The following is a 22,649-nucleotide window of genomic DNA, read 5'->3' on the forward strand; positions in this document are numbered from 1 at the left end:
GTAGGGCACCGACGGGAACGCCTCGCGGTTGCGGACTCAGCTCACGAGTTCACGCACGACGCGAAGTACCTCCACGACGACCGGTACGAACGGGATCACGAAGGCTGCCACCTTCCCCGTTCTGCCGGTCGTTCGCGTCTCTGAGGCCTCGCGTCTTCGACGGTGCCTAGGCGGTTGTCTGGGCATCGCCACCACCTCCCCCCTCTCCTCTGCCGAGGTCTTGAGGGCCCTCGTACAGCGGGTCCTAGTACTGCGTGACAGAAGTTCAGGCGAGGTGCTGGTGCCATCCTAGATCGACCGACAGACTTCTATAAGTGACCACAGGGATTGGACTTACACGCGTGTAGTTTGCAGAGGACGAGGCCGCAGGTCAGCGCCACAAATGGCCTCCGGGCGTGGCCTGTGGACACATCTGTGGACAAAACTCTCACGCTCTTCGAGTACTCAGGATGAGCGCACGGAGGGGTGGCTAGTTACAGCAGTCGGTCGTCGCCGTAGCGCTTCTGCGCGGCGCCGCGGGTGAGACCTGCAGCCGGTGGTCTCACGACAAGGGCGCGCCGCCGCGGGCCGCGTTCATCAAGATGTGGGCGCTGAGGACCGGCGTGCCGTACCGGTGGATCGCGTACGGGCAAGCAGGAAGCCCCCGCCCGACGATGTCGGACAGGGGCTCTGCGCTGTGCGCCCGGAGGGACTCGAACCCCCAACCTTCTGATCCGTAGTCAGATGCTCTATCCATTGAGCTACGGGCGCATCGGCCCCGGAGGGCCGTTAAAGAGAGTACAGGTCGCACCGCCCCTTGCCCAAACCGGACCGACGTGCGCCCGGCCACACCCGGCCGGGGACGGCCCCCGCGCACGTTGCGTAGGTACCCCGCCGCCTGGCCTCGGCGCCCCCACGCCACGTACCGTCGCCGGGTGCCTGACGACGCCCCCGCCGCCACCACGTCCCGCTCCGCCTCGACCCCCTGGTCCCTGACCCGTGGCGCCCTCGTCGGCGCCGCCGAGGCCCTGCCCGGCATCAGCGGCGGCACCGTCGCCCTGGTCACCGGCGTCTACGAGACCGCCGTCACCGGCGCCGGGCACGCGATCTCCGCGCTGCGCCTGGCCGCGACCGACCGCGTCCGCGCCCGCGCGGAGCTCCGGAAGGTGCGGTGGTCGGTCATCGTGCCGTTGCTCATCGGCATGGTGCCGGGGCTGCTGATCACGGTGCGGTTCATCGCGCCGCTGCTGGAGGAGCACCCCGTCCCTCTCTACGGCCTGTTCCTCGGCATGACGGCGGCGGCACTGGTGGTGCCGGTGCGGATGGCCGGCGCGCGGTGGTCGGCGGGCGAGGTGACGCGGGCGCTGGTCGTCGCAGCCGCGGTGTTCCTGCTCGTCGGGCTGCCGCCGCAGCACCTGAGCCCCACCTACCCGGTGGTGCTGGTCGCCGCGGCCGTCGCCGCGTGCGCGCTGGCGCTGCCCGGGACGTCCGGGTCGTTCCTTCTGCTGACGTTCGGGCTGTACCAGCCCACGCTCGCGGCGCTGAACGACCGGGACTGGGGCTACGTCGCCGTGTTCCTCGCCGGGATCGTCCTCGGCCTCGCGTGCTTCGTGAAGGCGCTGCAGTGGCTGCTGGAGCACAAGCGGCGCCCGACGCTGGTGCTGCTCTCCGGCGTGATGGCCGGGGCGCTGCGCGCGCTGTGGCCGTGGCAGGACGATGACCGGACGTTGCTGGCGCCGGGCGACCAGGTCGGCCTGGCCGTGGCGGCGTTCGCGGTGGGCGCGGCGGTCGTGCTCGGGCTGGTCGCGGCCGAGCGGCGATCCCGCTCGCTGCCCGACGCGGGCTGAGTCAGCCGCAGCCCACGAGCACGGCGCCCGCCGCCACCTCGACCGGGTGCAGCTCCGGCCGCGCCCGCAGGAACTGCGCCGGCCGCGCCAGGGCGCCGTCGGCCCACGGCACGTCGGCGGACACCTCGACGACCAGCGGGGCGATCCGGGTCGCGATGGCCGACGTCGCGCCGCCGGGCGGGCCGAGCGGGGTGACGAGCCGCCCGAGCGCGAGCCCCGCCGCGAGCCCGAGCGAGCCCGACCGCCCGACGGGCACCAGCTCGCCGTCGACGGGCAGCGCGAGCAGCAGGGCGCCCGGCTGCGCTGCGGACCCGGTGACGGCCGTGGCCACGAGGTCGACGACGGAGCGGTGCTTGACCTTGCGCCACTCGCGGGTGCCGGGTCGGTAGGGCTGGTCGAGACCCTTCGCGACGAGGCCGTCGACGCCCAGCCCCGCGAGGTCCCGGAACCAGCGCGCGGCCAGACCGGCGTCGCCGGTGAGCGGCGAGGTGGACAACGGGCCGACCCAAGCGGCGGCGAGCTCCTCGAGGGCGATGCGCCGCTCGATGAAGGGCTGCGGCCGGAGGTCCACGTGCTCGCGCTGGATGACGTCGAACACGATGAACTCGCCCGGCAGGGTGGCGGCGAACGCGCCCGGCTGCGCGGCGCCGGCCCGGCGCTGCAGGGCACCGAAGTCGACCTGTCCGGCGCTGCGGACGACGAGCTCGCCGTCCAGCACGGTGCCCGCGGGCACGAGCCGGGCCACCGCGTCCGTCACCTCGGGGAAGTCGTGCGTCAGGTCGGCGCCGTGCCGGGAGCGGAGCAGGGTCCGCGGGCCGTCGGCGAGCGCGAGCAGCCGCATGCCGTCCCACTTCGGCTCCCACGCGGTGCCGCCGGGCAGGCCGACAGTGTCGTCGAGCCCGGGGACGGGGCGCGCCAGGGCGAGACCGCTGGGGTCGTCCGGCATTCGGGCCACGCGCGAACTGTACGCCCGCTTTCCTCCGGATATGTGGCGTTTCGTCCGATTTCGTTCGGACGGGTGAGGTCGGGGCTCGCGGTCAGGCGTGGGGGCTCCCGGCGGGTTCCGGGTCCACCTCGTCCGGGTGCAGCTCGGGTCGCGCGCGCAGGAACTGCGCCGGCCGGGCGAGGGCGCCGCGGGACCAGCGCAGGTCCGCCGAGACCTCGACGACCAACGGGACGATCGCCGTCGCCACGGAGGGCCCCGGATCGGCGGGCGCGCCGCCGCTCGGCACAGGCGTCAGGACCCGTGCGAGCCCCAGGGCCGCGACGGCGCCGACCGACCCCGAGCGACCGACGGGCACCAGCTCCCCTCCCGCGGGGAGTGCGAGGAGGACGGCGTCCGGCTGGTCCACCGGTCCGGTCACGGCGGTCGCCACGAGGTCGACGGCCGAGCGGTGCTTGACCTTGAGCCAGTCGCGGCGGACCCCGCCGCGGTACGGCTGGTCGAGGCCCTTGGCGACGAGCCCGTCCACGCCGGTGCCCGCGAGGTCGCGGAACCAGCCGGCCGCCACGTCGGCGTCCGCGGTCAGCGGCGACAGCAGCAGGGCGTCCGGCCAGGACGCCCCGAGCTCGGCGAGCGCGCGCCGTCGGTCCAGGAACGGCTGCTCCCGCACGTCGACGTGCTCGCGCACCAGCAGGTCGAACGCGAGGTACTCCGCCGGGGCGTGCCGCGCTGCGTACCCCGCCGCCCGCCTGGTCGCGAGCCGGTGCTGCAGCGCCCCGAAGTCCAGCCGCCCGCCCCGGCGCACCGCGAGCTCGCCGTCCAGCACGGTGCCCGCCGGGACGTGCGCCGCGACCGCGGCGACCACCTCGGGGAACGCCAGGGTGAGGTCCTCGCCGTGCCGGGAGCGCAGGGCGGTCGCGGCGCCGTCCGCGAGCGCCAGCACCCGCATGCCGTCCCACTTCGGCTCCCAGACCGTGCCGCCGGGCAGCCCGTGGGTGTCGCCGATGGCCCGGACCGGAGCGGCCAGGGCGAGCTCGACGGGCTCCTCGCGCAGGTGGCGCACGGGCGTCTCCTCGGGTCGTGTCGGATCAGGTGCTCGTGACCGGGCGGGCCACCGGCAGCGTCGGCACGGTGCGGACCACGCGCGCCGAGGCCCCGGTGCCGTTCCCGCCCGGGGCGTGGTCCCCGGTGCCGGGCGACCACCGGGCGCCGTCGGGGGCGGCGGCGAGCCGCACCCCGAGCGCGACCGTGCCGCCCGCCGACGTCGCGGGCGCCGAGTCGGGCAGGGTCGCGGTGCCGTGCACCGTCACCGGCTCGTCCCCCACCGGTCCGAGCGCCACCCGGGCGCCGCGCAGGCCCTGCGTGCTACCCGCGGCCAGCACCGCGCCGGTGTCGTCGCTCAGGGTGAGCTCGAGGTGCGCGTCGGCGGGCCCGGCGGCCTCCTCCAGCACGAGCGTGAGGGCGGAGGGCGCGCCGGGCACCGGGCGCGCGGTGATGTGGAACGTCGAGGAGCCGCCGGGTGCCGGGACGGGCACCGCCACACGGCCGCCGGCCCCCGCGCGCAGGTCGACGCCCGCGGTCGGCAGGGCGCTCGACGCGCCGAGCGCGCCGGCGCCGAGCACGCCCCCGACCGTCAGCGCGATCGCCGCAGCGACCACCCGCGACACCAGCCTCCGCACGTTCCCCCACTCCCTTCGTCGTGCGGCGCCGGATCGTGTCACCGGCACGCCGCGACGTCGTCGACGCTACGGCGGTCGCACCACTCAGCCGGAAGGGTCGGGGGGCGTTGAGGGGTCCGCTCAGGCCGCCACCTGGGGCGCCGGCCACGTGTAGGTGGCAGCGACCCGGACGCTGCGCGGTCAGAGCGCAGCCGCCGCCGCCCTCCCCGCGGTGCGGCCGGTCAGCAGGCACCCGCCGAGGAAGGTCCCCTCCAGCGCCCGGTACCCGTGCGCGCCGCCGCCGCCGAACCCGGCCGCCTCCCCTGCCGCGTACAGCCCGGGCACCGGCGCGCCGTCCGTCCCGAGCGCCCGGCCGTCGAGGTCGGTCTGGATCCCCCCGAGCGTCTTGCGGGTGATCACCCGCAGCCGCACCCCGATCAGCGGTCCCGCGTCCGGGTCCAGCACCCGGTGCGGCCGGGCGACCCGCAGCAGCCGGTCGCCGCGGTACCGCCGCGCGTTCCGGATGCTCTGCACCTGCGCGTCCTTCGCGAACGGGTTCGTCAGCTGCCCGTCCCGCTCCCGGACCTGGCGCTCGATCCCGGCGGGGTCGAGCAGCGGCTCCGCGGTCAGCGCGTTCATCCCCGCCACGAGCTCACGCAGCGTCCCCGCGACGACGAAGTCCTCCCCGCGCTCCTTGAACGCCTCGACGGGCCCGGGCGCTCCGCGGCCGAGCCGGGTCCGGAGCAGCAGCCGGTAGTCGCGCCGGGTGATGTCGGGGTTCTGCTCGGAGCCGGACAGAGCGAACTCCTTCTCGATCACCTTCTGGGTGAGCACGAACCAGGAGTGGTCGTACGGCTGCAGGTCGGGGTCGGCGCGGAGCAGGCGGAGCGTCCCGACGGTGTCGTGCCCGGGCAGCCCGGGCGGCGGCAGCCGACGGCCCAGCGCGTCGAACCACAGCGACGACGGGCCGGGCAGGATCCGGATGCCGTGCCCCGGCCACACCGGCGCCCAGTTCGCGATGCCCTCGGTGTAGTGCCACATCCGGTCCCGGTTCACCAGGCGCACGCCGTCGGCGGCGGCGATGTCGAGCATCCGGCCGTCGACCGACGCAGGCACGCCGGTGAGCATCGTGCGCGGCGGGGTGCCGAGCCGGTCGGGCCACCAGCGGCGCACCCGGTCGTGGTCGCCGCCGATGCCGCCCGTCGCGAGCACCACCGCCTGGGCGGTGAGCGCGAAGTCGCCGACCACGTCGCGGTTGGTCCGCATCCCGCGCGGGGCGTCGTCGTCGGCCAGGACCGCGCCGTGCACACCGGTCACCGCGCCCTCCGTGCGCACGAGCCCGTCCACCCGGTGCCGGAACCGCAGCGTGAGCCGCCCGTCCGCCGCCGCCCCCCGCACCCGGTCCGCGAACGGCTCGCTGATCCCGGTCCCGCTCCCCCACGGCACGTGGAACCGCGGCACCGAGTTGCCGTGCCCGCCCGGCAGGCCGTCGCCGCGCTCGGCCCAGCCGACGACCGGCGTGAACCGCACCCCGCGCTCCCGCAGCCACGGAAGCGCGTCCCCGGCGGCGAACTCGACGAACGCCCGGCCCCAGCGCACGGCCCAGGCGTCCTCGGGCAGGTCGCCGTCGAGCCGGTCCCAGCCGGCGGTGCCCTGCCAGTCCCGCCACGCCAGGTCGACCGAGTCCCGGACGCCGAACCGGCGCTGCATCGGGCTGTCGACCAGGAAGATCCCGCCGAACGACCACCAGGCCTGACCGCCGAGGTTCGCCGGGCTCTCCTGCTCGACGAGCACCACCCGGCGGCCGGCCCGCACCAGCTCGTCGGCGGCGACCAGCCCGGCCAGGCCGCCGCCCACCACGATGACGTCCGCGTCCACGCGCCACACCCCCGCTCGCGGCGTCGCCCCGTCGCGGCACCGGCTGGGGCGACTGTAGCGGGGCGGGTGGGGTCAGCCCTCCGCGGGCGGGAACTGCTCGGCGCCCGCCGTCGCCCGGTCGACCAGGTCGTCGAGGTCCACCGGTGCCGCGTCCTGCGTCGTCGAGAACCCGACCGCGAGCAGCCGCCACTCGTCCAGAGGGACCAGCACGTACTCGCCCCACTCCCCGTCGACGCGCCGGGTGGTCCAGCCGATCGCCCCGTCACCCAGCCCGGTCAGCGGCTCGATGACCGAGCCCTGCTCGGCCACGGAGGAGTCGGCGCACGCGTCCGCCTGTCCCTGGAGCTGCGCGAGGACCTGGTCGGAGCCGAGGCCGTCCGCGGAGCGGTCGATGATCACCGCCCCGGCCGTCCCGCGGTCGCCGAGATCGAGGACCGTCCCGGGCGAGCTCGGCGCGGCGACGGTGTCCGCCGCCATGCCGTCGCACCACGTCGGCCCCGGGACGTTGCCCGACCGGGTGTTCTGGGTCGTCTCCTCGACGCCGGGGAAGTCGTCCCCGTCGAGCAGCACCGGGTCCGCCGAGCACGCTGCGAGCGCCGCGACGACCACCGCGCCCGCGACGACCAGTGCCGGCCGTCGGTGCGTCACCGCGGCTCCCACGCCGTCATCGGGTCCTTGTAGGTGAGCTCCAGCGTCGCCACGTCGAGCACCTGCCCGAGCGCGTCACCCGCCTCCGAGCGGAACGCCTGGAACTGCTCGGGCGGGATGCTCTCCAGCGAGATAAGCCGCCCACCGGGCATCCAGGTGTCCCGCATGTTCTCCGGCACCTCGACGACCCCCGCCTCCGCGAGCGACAGGTACGTGGTGATCACCATGCGGGAGCGGCCGACCTGGGCCTCCCGTGCCTGCTCGGCCCGCGTGCTGTCCTCGTAGTTGCCGAAGGTCTCCGTGATGCGGTCCGAGGGGATCTCCTGCACGTGACCCCAGGCGGTCTCCCAGGCCTTCTTGCCCAGGTCGCCGACGACATCGCCCATCTCGTCCGCGTACGGGACCGGGAGCAGCCCGGCCGCCTCGGACACCAGGCCGGTGAACGCCGCCACCTGCTGGTCCCGGGACACCGCCCCGTCGATGGCGATGGCGCCCACCGCGCCCTGCATGAGCCCCTCGAGCCGGGCGCTGTCCGCCAGGATCGTGCCCATCTCGGCGGACCCGGCGCCGTCCGGGTGCTGCATCGCGAAGTTCGTCAGCTGGACCTGGCGGTAGCCGGCCACGCCCTCGGCGATCCGGGCCATGCCGTCCTCGGTGCTGAGCGCGACCTTGAGCAGCCCGTCCAGGTCGTCGAAGTCGAGCACGGGGTAGTGCGTGAACGACCCCAGGTACGGCTTGGTGTCGATGTCGCGCAGCCGCGCACCCAGGTCGGCGCTGCCCTCGTCGCGCAGGGCCGACTCCACCGCCGGCATGTAGTGCTTGAGGAGGTCCGCGACCGGCTCGGCGCCCGCCGCCGCGTGGTCGGCGTCGAACCGCGGGTTGTCCGGCAGCAGGTCGAAGAACCGGGAGACCAGCATCCCGGTGTCCTCGCCCGCGTTCTCGATGTTCGCGGGATCCGTACCGATCCCGAGCGCCGCCTCCGCGATGCCCTGGAACCCGTCGCGGCTCCAGTCCCGCTCCGCGAAGTAGAACTCGGCCCGCTCCTCGCCGTCGCCGTCGCCGTCGGAGAAGAACTCCAGCCCGAGCGCCGGGTGCTTCCCGAGCTGCCCCATCGTCGCGCCCATGGGGTCCGGCGTCCGGCCGAGCAGCGACCCGGGCTCCGCGTCGAGCCCGTTGAGCGGCGACCCGTCGCCGGTGTGGTGCATCCAGCTCTGCACGAGCTGCGGGTCCACGGTCCGCTCGAACTCGTCGAGCTGCCAGGCCACCCCGCGGACGAAGTCCTCGCCGTAGTCGCCGTCCCGCATGAGGTAGTCGAGCACGGCGGCGTGCAGCGGGCTGCTCGGGTAGGTGTCGAAGTAGGCGTCCATCGTGTCGCCGTCCGCGGTGCGGGTGGCGAGCTGGACGAGCTCCTGGCCGAAGGCCTCGCCGTCGAAGCCCTCGGCCCGGGTCGCGACCTGGAGGCCGGAGCGGAGCTCGCCGGCGAGCGTCGCGAGGTTCGGGTCGTCCGAGAAGCCCATGAACGAGGCCAGGCCGTCGTAGGTGCCGAGCAGGCCGTCCGCGCCCAGCCGCCGGTACATCGGCGCCATGACGTCGGGGTCGTCGCCGAGCGCGCCGAGCAGCGCGGTGTACCGCGCGACGGTGTCGGCGTCGCCGAAGGCCTGCGGGTCCTGGGCCATGCGGTCGAGGCCGTCGGCCACCTCGGCGCCCAGCCCCGCCTTGACCTCGGGCGACAGGTGCTCGCCGAGCAGCGCGTACGCCTCCGGGTGGTCGAGCAGGTACCGGACCTGGTCCGCCGGGCTCTTGGCCTGGAAGTCGAGCAGCGCCTGCTGGTCCGCGAGGCTGCCGATGTCGTTGACGTCGGTGGTCGCGGCGGCGGTGAGCGCGGCGGCGAGGGCCTGGTCGGCGGCGGCCGCGTCGGCGAGCGCCGTCTCGATCTGCTCGGCGACCTCCTGCTGGACGGTGCGGGCGTAGGCGAGCTCGTCCTCGTCGTCGAAGGTCCGCGCGATGCTGACCGCCCCGGTCGCGTGGTCGATGTGCAGGCCGTTGTAGCCGCCGCGGCGCATGGCGCCCTGGAGCAGCTCCTTGGCGGCGGCGAGCGACGTCGCCGCCGCGTCGAGCGCCTCGATCACGCCCGTGGTCTCGGCGACCTGGGTGGCGAGCGCGCTCGACAGCCGGTCGTGCTCGGTGCGCGCGGCGGTGGCGTCCTCGAAGGTCCAGGAGGCGGGCGGCCGCCCGGCGTCGAGGTCGTCGTGCAGGCCGGTGAGGCTGCGGCGGTGCCCGACGACCGCCTCCGCGATCTCGGACAGGCGGGCGGGCTGCCAGGAGGCGAGCTGGGACGGGGAGACCATCAGGACGGCACCGGCCCGAGGCGGTCGAACCGGGTGGCGACGCCGTCGTTCGTCGACGTCCAGCTCCCGGCCGCGGAGCGCATCGACTCCGCCTGCGCATCGGCGCTCGTCGCCCAGCGGGTGTAGGCGTCGGACCAGGCGGCGGCCAGAGCCGACCCCGCGCCGGCGCTGGCGCTCCCCGCGAGGGCGGCGGCGATGTCGCCCACCTCCGAAGGGACGTGCTGCCGCACGGTGCTCGCGACGGACTCGATGGTGCCGGCGGCCGCGCGAACGGCCGCCGTGTCGATCTCTCCCACGGCCTCTCCCCCTGCTGACGTCGTGATCCACCGACGAGAGTAGGGGGAAACGACCGTCGCGCACGCCACACTGGGGACGCCGTCGCCCACCCGGGTGGTGCCCGCCACCCGCACGAACGCCCGGAGCCCGCATGCCCCGCCATCGCCGACCCGCCCGCCTCGCGCGCGCCGGTGCCGCCGTCGCCGCCGTCGCGTCCGCCGTCCTGCTCGCCGCCGGTCCCGGTGCGGCGCCCGCCGTCGCGGACCCGCCGCTCGACCTCCCCACGGCCGTCACCGACCCGGCGGACGTGCTCTCGCCGGCGGACGAGGCCCGGGTCGCCGACGCGCTCGCCGGGCTGGCGGAGGCCTCGCCGTACCAGCTGTTCGTCGTCTACGTGGACTCGTTCGACGGCCTGGGAAACCGCGCGTGGGCGGACGCCACCGCCGAGGCGTCCGGCCTGGGGAGGGACGACATCCTGCTGGCCGTCGCGGTCGACGACCGCCGGTACCAGGTGTCCGTCGACGGTGACATCGCGCTGACCGACGACGCGCTGACCCGGGTGGAGCAGGACGACATCGAGCCGGCGCTCCGCGACGACGACTGGGCGGGCGCGGCCGTCGCGGCGGCGGAGGGCTACGAGCGGGCGGCGAACCCGCCGGCGGGCGCGGGGACGATCGTGCTGCGGGTGCTGCTCGTCCTCGGCGCGCTGGCGCTGCTCGGCTACGGGGTGGCGCGGGTGGTGCGGCACCGCCGCGCGGCGGACCGCGCCGCTGCGGAGCTGGACGCGCTCGACGAGCGGTCCTCGCGTGCCCTCGTCGCCACCGACGACGCCGTGGCCGCGGCCGCGCAGGAGGTGGCGTTCGCCGAGGCGCAGTTCGGGGCCGAGGCGGCGGCGCCGTTCGCCTCCGCGCTCGCGCAGGCCCGCGAGCTGCTGGCCGAGGCGTTCCGGTCGCGGCAGCTGCTGGACGACGACGAGCACGACACCGACGCCCGGCGCACCAGCCTGGCGTACGCGGTCCTCGACGGCTGCACGCGGGTCGAGCAGGTGCTCGCGGCCCAGCGGGAGCCCCTCGTGGCGCTCCGGACGCTGCACGAGCGCGCGCCCGAGGACCTGGCGGAGGTGCGCGACGCGGCCACGGCCGCGGCCGTGCGGGCCGGGGAGACCGGGGCGGTGTGGGACGCGATCCGCCCCCGGTACGCGCTGTCGGCGACCGCGGACGTGACGGGCGTGCTCGCCGACGCGGCGACGCTCGCGGCGCGCGCGGGCACCGAGGCGGGCGCCGGCCTGGCGGTGATCGACACCGACCGGGCGGCCGCCGTGGCGCACGCCCGCGAGGCTCGGACGGCGCTCGACCGCGCGGTCGCGGTGCTCGACGCCCTCGACCGGCGCGCGGCCGACCTGGGGACGGCGCCCCAGGCGATCGCCGCGGTCGTCGCGGAGATCGACGCCGACCTCGTCGACGCCCGGCGGTTCGACGTGCCGGGCCTCGCGGAGGTCGTGGCCGCCGCGGGGCGGGCGCGCGACCGTGCCGGGTCCGCGGAGGCCGGACAGGACCCGCTCGCCGTGCTCGGCGCGCTCACGGAGGCCGAGCGCGCGCTCGACGGGGTGCTGGACCCTCTGCGCGAGACCGAGGCCGCCCGCGCCCACGCCCAGGAGCGGCTGCCGCAGGCGACGGCGACGGCGCGCGCCCGCATCGCCGGGGTCGAGTCGACGATCGCGCGCGGCCGCTGGTCGATCGGCGCCGCGACCCGCACGCGGCTGGCGGAGGCCGCGCGCCTGACCGCGCAGGGCGAGGCGGCGGCCGCGAGCGGCCCCGTCACGGCGCTCCGCGTGCTGCGGGCCGCCGCGGAGCGGGCCGAGGAGGCGCAGCGCGCGGCTCTGGCGGACATCGAGTCCGCGCGGCGGCGGGCCGAGGCGGCGGACGACGGGCCGTCCTGGTCGTCGGGCGGGTCGTCGTCGTGGTCCTGGTCGTGGTCGTCGGGCGGCGGCGGGTCGAGCAGCCGGTCGGGCGGTGCGCGGCGGTCGGGCGGGTGGTCCGGCGGCGGCCGGTCCGGGAGCAGCCGGTCGAGCGGTCGGTCCGGGGGCTCGCGGTCGAGCGGCAGCCGCTCGGGCGGCGGCCGCCGGGGCGGTGGCGGGCGCTTCTGACGCGCGGCGCGCGTGCGCGCGGGAGGGGCGCCGGCACGGGCACCGAGGTCGTCACGTCCTGGTGAAGTCGTCACTGGTACGTGACGACCTCACCGACGAGTGCCGACCTCACCGCAGCGCGCACGGCGGACGCGACGAGGGCCCGGTCGCCATGACCGGGCCCTCGTGGAAGCGGAGACGGTGGGATTTGAACCCACGGAAGGGTTGCCCCTTCACGACCTTAGCAGGGTCGCGCACTAGACCTGGCTATGCGACGTCTCCAGACTGCGACACAGTACCGGGCGTCCCGGGCACCCGGCAAAGCGGCCCCCGCGGGCGGCCCGCGGCGCGCGTCGGGTCAGTGCTCGAAGCCCCACTCACGGTCGGTCAGCATCCGCGCGACGGCCAGCCCGACCGACAGCGCGACGACCACCAGACCCGCCTGGACGCCGTACGCCAGGGCCTGGGTGGTGTCGCCGTTCGACAGGTAGAACACCGACCGGTACGCCGAGACGCCCGGCACCATGATCACGACGGCGGGGACGGAGACGGTGATCCGCGGGACCCCGAGCCGCGGCGCGATCACGGCGGCGAGCAGCCCGACGAGCAGCGCGGCGGCCGCGGCGGCCGCCTGCGGCGCGACCTCCCCGACCAGGTACAGCCGGCCCGTGTTGGCCACCATCCCGACGACGGCGGCGCCCAGGGCCATCCGCCAGGGGCTGTTGAACATGAGCGCGAAGCCCAGCACGCCGACGAAGCTCGCGACCATGCGCAGCACCAGCAGCAACCCCGAGTGCAGCACCGGCGCCGCCTCCGGGTCGGGCGACAGCCCGACCGCGATCGACACGCCCCACACCGCGAGCGCCGCCGAGGTCAGGATCATCAGTGCGTAGGTCAGCCGGGCGACGCCCGCGGAGAAGTCGAGCTTGGCGAGGTCGAGGCCCCCGGTCACCAGCGGGAAGCCCGGCACCAGGAACAGCACCGCCGAGACGTAGCCCGCCGCGTGCCGCACCTCCGTGGCGCCGAGCTCGTGCACGGCTGACACCAGCCCGAGGTACGCCAGGCACGCCAGCGCGGCGGCCAGCATCGTGACGCCGAACTGGTTGAACCCGCGGTGCAGCAGCAGCCGCCGGGTGAGCTGGCCGAGCCAGGCCGCGACGAACGCGCCGGCCATCTCGACCGGGCCGCCGTTGTTGAGGAACGCGAACGCCGCGCACGCGACCGCCGCCCAGAGCGCGTTGACCGCGTCGGGGTAGAGCGGCCGCTTGCGCTCGATCCGGTCGAGCTCGGCGGACACCTCGTCGACGGTGGCGCGCCGGCCCGACCGGGCGAGCGACCCGGCGAGGTGCTCGAGCTCGGCCAGCCGGTCCGCGTTGATGCCGACGGACCGGACCTCGGCGACCTCGGTGCGGAAGCTCGGGCCGCGGTGCGAGGTCGTGGTGATCTCGGTGAGCGTCACGTGGGCCTCGTGCCGGTCGACGCCGATCGCCCGGGCGATCCGGGCCATCGACGACTTGACCCGGTAGGAGCCCGTCCCCGCGGACAGGCTGAGCCGCCCGACGCGCAGGGCGACGCCGGACTGGCGGATGAGCTCGAGCTCGTCGTCGGTCGGTTGGGTCGGCACGCGCACCATGATGACGGCCCGGCACGGTCCTGAGCGGGACGTCGGTACCGGGTGGCGCGCGGCCCGTCACCGCCACCCCTCGCCGGGCGGCGCACACGTCGGTACCGTGACCGGACGCGCTGGTCGGGGGCCGGCGCACGAGGCATCGGGGGCACGGTGCGGACGAGGTCGGGCAGCGGAGCGCGGCGGGACGCCACGACGACGGCGACGGCACGGGGGTCGCGACCGCGCGCGCGTCGCCGGTGGGCCGCCGCCGCGGTGGGCGGGTTGCTGCTCGCGGCCCTGGTCCCCGGCGGGCCGGCGCAGGCCGCCCCCGCGGACGACTGCGCAGCGCCCACCCGGACGGTCAGCGGCGGGGCGACCGGCGCGGCGCTCGACATCGCCGCCGGCGAGGTCGTCCTGCTCGCCGGCGGCACCCAGGTGGGGGGCGTCAACTCGTTGCCGGCGGGCGCGACGCTGTGCGTCGCCGCCGGGGCGACGCTCGCGCCGGCCTACGTGAACAACGCCGCCGGCACGATCTACGTCGCGCCGGGCGGGACGGCGACGATGCCGTCCGTCGCGGTGAACGCGGGGTTCGTCCTGGACAACGCCGGGACGGCCACGTTCGCCGGGCTCGCGCTCAACGGACCCGGGACAGTGACCAACGCGGCGGGGGCGACGCTCACGATCACGGGCGCGTTCACCCCCGCCGCCGGCACGGTCGTCAACGACGGCACGCTGGCGCTGCCGGGCGGCGCGACCCTCAACTCCCCGGTGTCGCTCACCAACAACGGCACGCTCACCGCCGCGGGCACGACGATCGTCGACGGCCCGTTCCGGAACGCCGGCACCGCGACGCTCGCCGGCGACCTGGTGGTGAACGGCTCGGGCGCGCTGACCAACCTGTGCGTGCTCCAGGCGTCGGGCGGGTTCACCAACAACGGCGGGTCGAGCAGCACCGGCCTGGTCGCGCTGGGCGGCGGCTTCGTCAACCAGGGCACCTGGCGGCAGACGCCCACCGCCGCCCTGACCGCGACCACGCTGGCCGACGACGGCGCCGTCACGGGGTTCGGCCGGTACGTGTTCGCCGGCACGACGGGGGTGCAGGGCGGGTTCGACGGCGACTCCGGGTTCGTGCCGATCTTCGTCGACGTCCCCGGCGCGACCTTCCCCGACACGGGTGCCGGGTCGGTGACCAACGTCGACCTCCGCGCCCTCACGGTGCCGGGGCCCGCCGACTACCCCGCCCCGGACTGCGCCGACCCGGTCGGGCCCGCGTCCGCCGACGTGCAGGTCAGCAAGACGGGGCCGGCCTTCATCGGGCCCGGCGGACAGCTCACCTACACGATCGACGTCACCAACGCCGGACCCGACGAGGCGGTGGGCGTGACCGTCACGGACGCGCTGCCGCCCGCCCTCACCGCCGTCACCGCCTCGGGCGGCGGGGTGGTCGCCCCGCCGACGGTCACCTGGTCGCTGGGCACGCTCGCGGTCGGCGCCACGATCACGCTGACGGTCACCGGCGCCGCGCCCGACAGCGGCGTGCTGGTCAACACCGTGAGCGCCACCGCGACCACGCCCGACCCGGACGCCTCGAACAACGACGGCACCGCCGGCTCCGAGACGGTGACCACCGAGGTGACCCCCGGGACGGACGTCGTCGACCCGCCGACCGCAGACGACCTGGTGCGGGAGACCGTCGTCGGCCGGCCGATCGTCTCGACCGTCACCGGGAGCAGCCCCGACCCCGACCTGCAGCTGCGGTTCAGCACGGTGACGGGCCCCTCCGACGGCGGGCTGGTCCTGCTGCCCGGCGGGCGGTTCGGGTACCTGCCCGACGCCGGGTTCGTCGGCACGGACTCGTTCACGTACCGGGTGTGCGACAACCAGGACCCGGTGCGGTGCAGCGCCCCCGCCACGGTGACGCTGATCGTGCACCCGCTCGCGGTCGACGACGAGACGACCACGCTCGTGGACACGCCCGTCACCATCGACGTGCTCGCCAACGACCCGCCCGGCGCGGTGCTGTCCACGACGCTGGTCGACCTGCCCGACCACGGCCTGGTCACGGTCGACCCCGCGACCGGGTCCGTCGTCTACACCCCCGGCCCCGGCTACCTCGGCACGGACTCCTTCACCTACCTGGCCTGCGCGCCCGACGACCCGACCGACTGCGCCACCGCCGTGGTGACGGTCCACGTGTGGCCGGACAACCAGCCACCGGACGCGCCGCTGCTCTCCCTCGAGACGACCGTCGACACCCCCGTCTCGGGCAACCCCGCCGTGAGCGACCCCGATGGCGACGCGGTCACGATCGTGCAGACGTTCCTGACCGCCGCGGGCGGCACCGTGACGCTCACCGGCGGCACGACCACCTACACGCCGCCGCCCGGGTTCGCCGGGCGCGACCTGTACCAGTACACGGTGTGCGACGACGGGATCCCGGTGCTGTGCAGCACCGGGCTGGTGACGGTGCTGGTCGACCCGGTCGCGGTGGACGACGCCGCGACGACGCCCCAGGGCACGCCGGTGACGATCGACGTCGGCGCCAACGACCTCGGCACGGTCCTGCCGCCGGACGTCACCGTGCCGCCGGCGAACGGCACGGTCGCGCTGGTCGACGGCGTGCTGGTCTACACGCCGGCGCCCGGGTTCGTTGGGACGGACACGTTCACCTACCAGGTGTGCGCGGCCGACGTGTCGCCCGCGTGCGCGGACGCGGTGGTCACCGTGGTGGTGACCGGCGCGGATGACTCAGGCGGGGGCGGGGGCGGCTCCGGCGGCGGGACCGGCGGGTCGACCGGGGGCTCCGGCGGGGCGCCGGGCGGCGGGTCGGGCGTGCTCGCGGCCGGCGACCTGCCGCGCACCGGCGCCGACACCCTGCAGCTCGCGGTGCTGGCGCTCGGCCTGGCCGGGGCGGGCGTCGCACTGCGGGTGGCCGTGCTCCGGTCCCGGCCGGCGCGGGTCCGGATCCGCGGGCGGGACGCCCGCCGCTGACCCGCCCGATACTGGTCGAGTGCCGACCCCGACCCGCTGCCCCTGCCTGAGCGGCCTGCCCTACGACGAGTGCTGCGGGCCGCTGCACCGGGGCGAGCGGACCGCCGCCACCGCCGAGGCGCTCATGCGGTCCCGGTACAGCGCGTTCGCCGTCGGGGACGCCGCGTACCTCCTGAGGACCTGGCACCCCTCGACCCGCCCCCGGACGGTCGACCTCGACGACGCGATGGTGTGGCGGAGGCTGGACGTCCTCGCCACCGACCGCGGCGGACCGTTCGACTCCGCCGGCACGGTCGAGTTCCGCGCCTCGTACAGCGACCCGCAGGGCCGCGGGTCGCTGCACGAGGTGAGCCGGTTCGTCCGCGAGGACGGCGCGTGGACCTACGTCGACGGGTCGGTCGAGCCCGCCTGACGCCGGCGGGCGACCAGCAGGCCGACCACGACCAGAACGAGCGCGAGGACGGACGCCCCCGCGACCGCCGGGCCCGTGACGGCGAGGCCGCCCGGATCCGCGACCGGGTCCACGCCGCCGGTCGGGCCGGCGCCCGGCGGGGACCCCTGCGGGGTGTCGACGGTCCCGCCGTCGCCGCCGCCCGGCGGGGCGATCGGCGAGGGCTCCGGGCTCGGCTCCGGCTCCGGGCTCGGCTCCGGGCTCGGCTCCGGCTCCGGGCTCGGCTCCGGGCTCGGCTCGGGCTCCGGCTCCGGGCTCGGCTCGGGCTCGGGCTCCGGCTCCGGCTCCGGGTCGACGACCATCCCCGGCACGACCGCCGTCGCCTCCGCGGCGACGGGCTCGACGGCCGGCACGCCCTCGGGCGCCCGGGCGTGCGCGGTGGCGGTCGCCCGTACCTCCCCCGCCTCCCGGTCGGCGTCGGTCACGACGTACGGCTGCTCCGCCACGCACCCGGTCACCTCGCCGGGTGCCAGCTGCGCGCGCTCGCACACGACCAGGCCGGCGGGCACGTCGCCCACCCGCAGGTCGGCGACCGCGACGTCGTGCACGGTGACGGTGCCGGTGCTGGTCACCTCGAACGCGTACCGCACCTGGACGTCGGGGACACCCTCCTCCTCGACGTCGGCGCTCATCGCGAGCGCGATCCCGGCCACGGCGGCCCGCGTGGGGGTGGTGACGGCGTGCTCGGCGGAGGTCAGGACCCCGCCGGCCGACCGTGCCGTGGCGCGGGCCACGGCCGCCACGCCACCCGCCACGAGGTCGTCCTCCGTCACGAGGTGGTCGGCGTCCCCGACGCAGGTCGTCGAGCCACCCGGCTCGAGGTCGTCCGCCGCGCAGGAAGTGGAACCCGCCCGGTCGTGCGCCACCGCGAGCCCGGTGAGCGGGAGGTCGCCCGTGTTCTCGACGACGACCGCGTACCGGACGAGGTCGCCGACGTCCGCGACGTCGTCGCCGTGGTCCGCGACGAGCGCGGCCTCCTGCGTGACCGCCAGCCCGACGGTCGCCGCGACGAGCGGGACCTCCAGCGTGCTCGTCGCGGGCACCAGCGGGTCGGCGTGCGCCGGGACGGACCCGTCCGCGGTGGCGACGCTCGTGACCCCGCCCGCGAGGACGTCGGCGTCCCGCAGCGCGTAGCGCTCCGCGGCGCAGGCCGTCGCGTCCCCGGGCGCCAGCCCGGTCGCGTCGCAGGTGACCGGGACGCCCAGCTGCTCCTCGACCCGCACGTCGGTCAGGTCGACGTCGCCCGTGTTCCGCACCTCGTAGGTGAGGAGCACGCCGTCACCCGCGGTGACCAGGCCGCCCGGCCCGCCGTCGACCACCGCGGAGCCGACGACCTGCAGCGCCGGGCTCCCGGTGATCGGCACCAGCACGTCGGCGGCCGCGGCGACCGGGCCGTCCGCCCCGACGGCGGTCGCCCGCGCCGCGTTCAGCAGCTCGCCGGCCCGGGCGTGCTCGGCGTCGACGACGACCTCGACCCGGCAGGTCACCGACGCCGTCGCCGACCCGGCGGGGCCGAGCTCGGGCACCACGCACACCTCGTCGGGCCCGACCAACGGGTCGTGCACGCGCACGTCGGTCAGCGGCTCGGCGTCCGTGTTCGTGACGACCAGGTCGAACGGGATCGCGTCGCCGGTCCGGAACGCGTCCGGGAGGTCGTCCGTCTGCGCCACCTGGGCGACGAGGTGCAGCGGTGCGAGCGGCTCGACCGTGCGGACCTCGACGTCGCGCACGAGGTGCACGTCGCTCACGGCTCCGGTCGCGGCGGCGAAGCCCAGCTTGTAGGTCGCGGGGGCGTCCTCGGCCATCGTGTGCGTCAGCACGGTCTGGTACGAACCGCGGGTCCCGGTGAAGTCGATCTCGACGGTGACGACCGGCCGCACGTCGGGGCTCACGGTCACGCGGACGTTGCGGCGCGCGGCGTCGATCAGCGCGGCGGTCGACGTCCAGCCGGACGCGTCGAGCCGCTGCGTGCTCGGGTTCAGCGCCTGGGTCGCGAGCCAGCAGTACCCGCTGCGGCCGTCGCCCGGCCCGCGGAGCGTCACGGCGTTCGGCACCATCGTGGTCCCGTAGGGCGACGGGGCCGCGCAGCCGGCACCCCGGCCGGTCACGTCCCGGGCGAAGTTCCCGTACAGGTCGAACCCCACGCCGAGGTACGCACCCGACACGCCCGCGGTGGTGGAGTCCTGGGCGTAGCCGAGGCTGCCGCCGAAGGCACCGAGCGCGCGGAGGTCGTGCGCGCCGTCGACGACCACCAGCCCGATCCCGTCGGCGCCGTCCCCCGTGCGGGGACGGTACATGTACTGGTCGTACTCGACGACGAGGCCGGCCTCGGCCGGCACCGCGCGGTCGAGCGCCACCCCACCGGCCTGGTTGAGCAGGTCGTCGGTGAGCTGCAGGTACCCCGGCGTCGCGCCCGCCGTCGGCCCGCTGCCGGTCCCGGGCGGGCAGGGCCCCAGCGCCGACCCGCCACCGTTCCCGGGCGGTGTCAGCCCCGAGCGGGCCGCAGTCAGGCAGGCGGACCCGAGCGGGATCACGCGGGAGTCCGCCACGGTGGCCTGGTCGAACGGCTCGATCAGCAGCACCGACCCCTCGTCCGCCGCCGCGGCCTGCCCCACGACCGCCGGCGCCACCGCGGCTCCCCCGAGCCCGAGCGCCAGCGCCGTCACGGTCGCACCCAGGGCGCGCGCTGCGCGGCGCGCCGGTGTCCTCGGCATCTGCGTGTCCTCCTCCGGACGGCTTCGGACGCCGTCGTCTGGACTCGCATGTCAGCGGAGCTCTGCGCGTGATTCCTGGGCCCGTAGGTGGCGATCGCGACTTTTGAGTAGCACCGACGCCGCGGGATCGGTGTTTTGAGTGGCGGCATCGCAGTTGAGTAGGTGGCTGCGGCCGCCTTTCGGGAGGTGGACGCCGTGCCTCGGCGGCGGTTCACCCGCCCCGACGGGGCCGGGGAGCGGGCAGGTCGCCGATGGGGAGGGAAAGCCGTTCCCCGACGAGGACCCCGCCATGCCCCGCGCCGCCCGCCCGCATCCGTCCCGCCCGACCGTCGCGTGGTCGCGACTCCTCGTCGCCGCCGTCCGCGCGGCAGCCGCCGCGCTGCTGGTGGTGGTCGTGCTGGCCCCGTCCCCGGCCACGGCGTCCGCCCCCACCCCGGCGGGTGACCGGCTGACCGGCGGCCAGGCGATCACCGCCGGTGCGTCCCGCACCGCGGCCGGCAGCGCGCACGTCCTCGCCGTCGGCGCCGACGGCGACGTGACCGTGCGGCTCGGCTCGGGTCCCGTGCTCTGGCACACCGGCACGACCGGCAACCCCGGGGCCCGGCTCGTGCAGCAGCCCTCGGGCGCGCTGGAGGTGCGTTCCGCCTCGGGCACCCTGCTCTGGACCACCGGCGCGGACTCGCCCGGCGCCCGCTCGATCATCAAGCCCGACGGCGTCCTGTACACCGTCGACACCGCGGGCCGGCTGGTGTGGAAGTCGACCACCGACGGCCCCGCGCTCCGGACCACCCCGGCGGACCGCGTCCCGTCCGGCGGCCTGCTCCTGGCCGGCGAGTCGATCGCGACCGGCGACGTCCGGCTCGCGATGGGCGCCGACGGCGACCTCGTGCTGACCCACGGCGGCGTCGTGGTCTGGCGCACCGGCACCACCGCGCGCGGCGCGTCCGCCCGCGTGACCCCCGCCGGTGACCTCCAGGTCGTCTCCCCCACCGGCGTCGAGCTGTGGTCCGCCGGCGCGTCGGCACCGGGCGCGCGGCTGGTGGTCAAGGACCACGCGCGGATCTACCTGATCTCCACGGCGGGCGCGAGCGTCTGGTCCACCGCTGCCCCGACCGGGGAGCGGGTGCCCGCCGTCGTGACCCTGCCGCTGCCCGCCGCGCTGCCGGTGGTGTCCCGACCGGGCTCCGGCTCGGGCGGCGGCGCCTCGACCGACGCCGGTGCGGGCGAGCGGGTGTACCGCACGGTGCTGTCCGCCGCCCCGCCGTACGCCGACCCCGCGTCCGACGTCGCCCGCGCCGCGGCCACCGCCCGCACGGAGGGCCGCACCGCCGACGCCGCGCTGCTCGACAAGGCCGCGAGCGGCGGCGCCGCACGCTGGCTGGGTCCCGCCGACGGCACGACCGCCGTCCGTGCCTACGCCGCAGCGGCGACGGCGGCCGGCCGCACGCCGGTGTTCGTCACCTACGCCATCCCCGACCGCGACTGCGGCTCGTACTCGGCCGGCGGGTTCGCGACCGCAGCCGAGTACCGCGCGTGGGTGGACGCGGTCGCCGCCGGCCTGCGCGGCTCCCGCCCCGTCGTCGTCGTCGAGCCGGACGCCCTGCTGCACCTGGAGCGGTGCGGCGACCGGGACCAGCGGCTCGCGCTGCTCCGGGCGTCCGTCGAGGCGTACCGGGCCGCCGGCGCCGAGGTCTACCTCGATGCCGCCAGCAGCAACAGCTTCGGCTGGAGCGCCGAGCAGCTGCGCGACATGGCCCTGCGGCTGCGCGCGGCTGGCGTCGACCGGGCCGCCGGGTTCTCCGTGAACGTGTCGAACTTCCAGCGCAGCGAGCACGAGGTCGCGTACGGCACGTACCTGTCGGCGCTGCTCGGCGGGAAGGCGTTCGTCGTCGACACCTCGCGGAACGGCGCCGGGCCGCTCGCCGGCCCGGACGGCACGGTGTGGTGCAACCCGGAGGGCCGCGCGCTCGGTGCCGCGCCCGGCGCGACGGGCAGCGGCGGCCCGCACGTGGCGGACCTGTGGATCAAGACGGTGGGCCGGTCGGACGGGACCTGCCACGGCGGTCCCGTCGCGGGCACCTACTGGGAGGACTACACGCTGGGGCTGGCCTCGCGCGCGGCGTGGTGACGGGTCCGGCGCGCGGTGGTCGGTCGCGGACCGCTGGCGGAGGGCGTGGGATTCGAACCCACGAGGACGCCTTTCGACGCCCCAACGGTTTTCAAGACCGTCGCTTTCGGCCGCTCAGCCAGCCCTCCCACGAACGCGGCGACCCTACCAGCGGGGACCCGAGCCAGAGGTGGGTGGCGGTCGAGCCTTCACCTTCGCTAACCTGGCGGAGCAGGACGCCGACAGGCCTCCCGCCTTGCCTTGAGCCCCGTCGACGGACGGGGCTCTCGTGCGTCTACGGCCGCCAGCAGTGCTCGTGCTCGACGGCGGGCTCGACGTGCGACCAGATCAGGTCGTTGGCAGCCCTGGCCCGCTCGTCGCTCTCGACGTGCGCGGACCGGCGCCGGTACAGGAAGGTCACCAGGTCCGCCGCCTGCAGCAGCCGCGAGTGGTGTGAAGGCGCGAAGTGGATCGTGTCGAGGAGCCGGGGCAGCGTGCTGCTCCGGTAACCGGGCGTCCCGTCGGTCCGGAAGTCGCGGAAGTTCGTCCGGTGCCGCTCGCTGTTGTGCACCTCGTCCGCCAGCACCAGGGCATGGGCGCGACGCGCGTCTGCGGAGGAGTCGATGCGCTCCAGCATGTGCGCGAGAGCCACTTCGTGCGGCGGGTGGGGGTGCACGTACCGCACTCTCTGGCGAGCGACGTCGATCCCCCGGAGGATGACCCTGGCCCCGGAGTCCCCGACCACCCGCATCGCCCCGGCGTAGAGGTTGATCCGAGCTCGCAGCGGGACACGTCGCCACACGCCTGCTCCCTGGAACATCGGGTATCCGTGCAGCTCGGTGCCCGCGTCCAGGTCGAACTGGCCCCTGTACCGAGCCACGAGAGCGTCGAAACCGACCTCGATCCGCCTCACCGCGGCAGCATCGCCGATGACGGCACCGAGGGTGAACCAGTCAGGTGAGTAGGACTCGTCCACGTACGCGAGCAGGAGTCCGCTGACGTTCCTGCGATCGGCCTGCCGCTGCATCGCCGCCCTGTCTGTCGTACTGAACCGGGCCTCGCTCGGCGCCGTCAC

General features: G+C 76.1%; 15 protein-coding genes and 3 tRNA genes. 5 read left to right on the forward strand and 13 right to left on the reverse strand.

Translation table 11 applies throughout. The annotated features are described in order from the left end of the window. Positions 1 to 677: 677 nt before the first annotated feature. Positions 678 to 750 (reverse strand) — tRNA-Arg (locus J5O08_RS12265). A 164-nt stretch (positions 751 to 914) separates the two neighbouring features. On the opposite strand from J5O08_RS12265, the gene J5O08_RS12270 reads away from it, so the two are divergent. Next, positions 915 to 1,826, forward strand: coding sequence for a DUF368 domain-containing protein (locus J5O08_RS12270; protein ID WP_218707163.1), 912 nt, complete (start codon positions 915 to 917; stop codon positions 1,824 to 1,826). Position 1,827: 1 nt separating this feature from the next. On the opposite strand, the gene J5O08_RS12275 is transcribed toward J5O08_RS12270, so the two are convergent. The 7 genes from J5O08_RS12275 to J5O08_RS12305 all read right to left on the reverse strand — a co-directional run bounded on the left by J5O08_RS12275 (position 1,828) and on the right by J5O08_RS12305 (position 9,597). After that, a complete protein-coding gene (locus tag J5O08_RS12275; RefSeq protein WP_255589734.1) occupies positions 1,828 to 2,772 on the reverse strand; it encodes an ATP-dependent DNA ligase in 945 nt (314 codons plus the stop codon). Between the two features lie 91 nt (positions 2,773 to 2,863). After that, a complete protein-coding gene (locus J5O08_RS12280; RefSeq protein ID WP_218707165.1) occupies positions 2,864 to 3,832 on the reverse strand; it encodes an ATP-dependent DNA ligase in 969 nt (322 codons plus the stop codon). A gap of 25 nt (positions 3,833 to 3,857) precedes the next feature. Next, on the reverse strand, positions 3,858 to 4,448 hold the full coding sequence (locus J5O08_RS12285) for a hypothetical protein (RefSeq protein WP_218707166.1): 591 nt from the start codon (positions 4,446 to 4,448) through the stop codon (positions 3,858 to 3,860). A 180-nt stretch (positions 4,449 to 4,628) separates the two neighbouring features. Next, positions 4,629 to 6,305 carry an FAD-binding dehydrogenase gene (locus tag J5O08_RS12290; RefSeq protein ID WP_218707168.1) on the reverse strand — a complete coding sequence of 559 codons (1,677 nt, stop codon included), beginning with the start codon at positions 6,303 to 6,305 and terminating at the stop codon, positions 4,629 to 4,631. Between the two features lie 72 nt (positions 6,306 to 6,377). Continuing rightward, positions 6,378 to 6,953, reverse strand: coding sequence for a hypothetical protein (locus tag J5O08_RS12295; protein ID WP_218707170.1), 576 nt, complete (start codon positions 6,951 to 6,953; stop codon positions 6,378 to 6,380). Beyond that, positions 6,950 to 9,301, reverse strand: a complete 2,352-nt coding sequence (locus tag J5O08_RS12300; RefSeq protein WP_218707172.1) for a hypothetical protein — start codon at positions 9,299 to 9,301, stop codon at positions 6,950 to 6,952. The genes J5O08_RS12295 and J5O08_RS12300 overlap by 4 nt, the downstream gene beginning before the upstream one ends. Then, positions 9,301 to 9,597 (reverse strand): hypothetical protein, encoded by a 297-nt coding sequence (locus J5O08_RS12305; protein ID WP_218707173.1) that lies wholly within the window; start codon positions 9,595 to 9,597, stop codon positions 9,301 to 9,303. The genes J5O08_RS12300 and J5O08_RS12305 overlap by 1 nt, the downstream gene beginning before the upstream one ends. A 131-nt stretch (positions 9,598 to 9,728) precedes the next feature. Here J5O08_RS12305 and J5O08_RS12310 point away from each other — a divergent pair, with 131 nt between their 5' ends. Continuing rightward, complete coding sequence (locus tag J5O08_RS12310) at positions 9,729 to 11,723, forward strand: TPM domain-containing protein (protein WP_218707174.1); 1,995 nt, start codon at positions 9,729 to 9,731, stop codon at positions 11,721 to 11,723. A 172-nt stretch (positions 11,724 to 11,895) separates the two neighbouring features. On the opposite strand, the gene J5O08_RS12315 is transcribed toward J5O08_RS12310, so the two are convergent. Both J5O08_RS12315 and J5O08_RS12320 read right to left on the reverse strand, forming a co-directional pair. Next, positions 11,896 to 11,984, reverse strand: a tRNA-Ser gene (locus tag J5O08_RS12315). A 76-nt stretch (positions 11,985 to 12,060) separates the two neighbouring features. Then, positions 12,061 to 13,326: a threonine/serine exporter family protein gene (locus J5O08_RS12320; RefSeq protein WP_308161133.1), complete on the reverse strand. Its 1,266-nt coding sequence runs from the start codon at positions 13,324 to 13,326 to the stop codon at positions 12,061 to 12,063. Positions 13,327 to 13,593: 267 nt separating this feature from the next. On the opposite strand from J5O08_RS12320, the gene J5O08_RS12325 reads away from it, so the two are divergent. Further along, on the forward strand, positions 13,594 to 16,302 hold the full coding sequence (locus J5O08_RS12325; protein ID WP_218707175.1) for an Ig-like domain-containing protein: 2,709 nt from the start codon (positions 13,594 to 13,596) through the stop codon (positions 16,300 to 16,302). Between the two features lie 19 nt (positions 16,303 to 16,321). Continuing rightward, the gene (locus J5O08_RS12330; RefSeq protein ID WP_218707176.1) at positions 16,322 to 16,714 is read left to right on the forward strand and encodes a YchJ family protein; all 393 of its coding nucleotides are present in this window, start codon (positions 16,322 to 16,324) and stop codon (positions 16,712 to 16,714) included. Here J5O08_RS12330 and J5O08_RS12335 read toward each other — a convergent pair. Continuing rightward, positions 16,684 to 19,467 carry a hypothetical protein gene (locus J5O08_RS12335; protein ID WP_218707177.1) on the reverse strand — a complete coding sequence of 928 codons (2,784 nt, stop codon included), beginning with the start codon at positions 19,465 to 19,467 and terminating at the stop codon, positions 16,684 to 16,686. The genes J5O08_RS12330 and J5O08_RS12335 overlap by 31 nt on opposite strands. 289 nt (positions 19,468 to 19,756) lie before the next feature. On the opposite strand from J5O08_RS12335, the gene J5O08_RS12340 reads away from it, so the two are divergent. After that, on the forward strand, positions 19,757 to 21,595 hold the full coding sequence (locus tag J5O08_RS12340; protein ID WP_218707178.1) for a glycoside hydrolase family 6 protein: 1,839 nt from the start codon (positions 19,757 to 19,759) through the stop codon (positions 21,593 to 21,595). Between the two features lie 34 nt (positions 21,596 to 21,629). Here the strand turns inward: J5O08_RS12340 and J5O08_RS12345 are convergent. Together J5O08_RS12345 and J5O08_RS12350 are read right to left on the reverse strand one after the other, a co-directional pair. Beyond that, positions 21,630 to 21,723: transfer RNA gene (locus tag J5O08_RS12345), tRNA-Ser, on the reverse strand. Between the two features lie 146 nt (positions 21,724 to 21,869). Beyond that, complete coding sequence (locus J5O08_RS12350; protein ID WP_218707179.1) at positions 21,870 to 22,649, reverse strand: DUF3800 domain-containing protein; 780 nt, start codon at positions 22,647 to 22,649, stop codon at positions 21,870 to 21,872.

Origin of the sequence: Cellulomonas sp. PS-H5 (assembly GCF_019265565.1) — a bacterium.
Classification (GTDB): Bacteria; Actinomycetota; Actinomycetes; order Actinomycetales; family Cellulomonadaceae; genus Cellulomonas.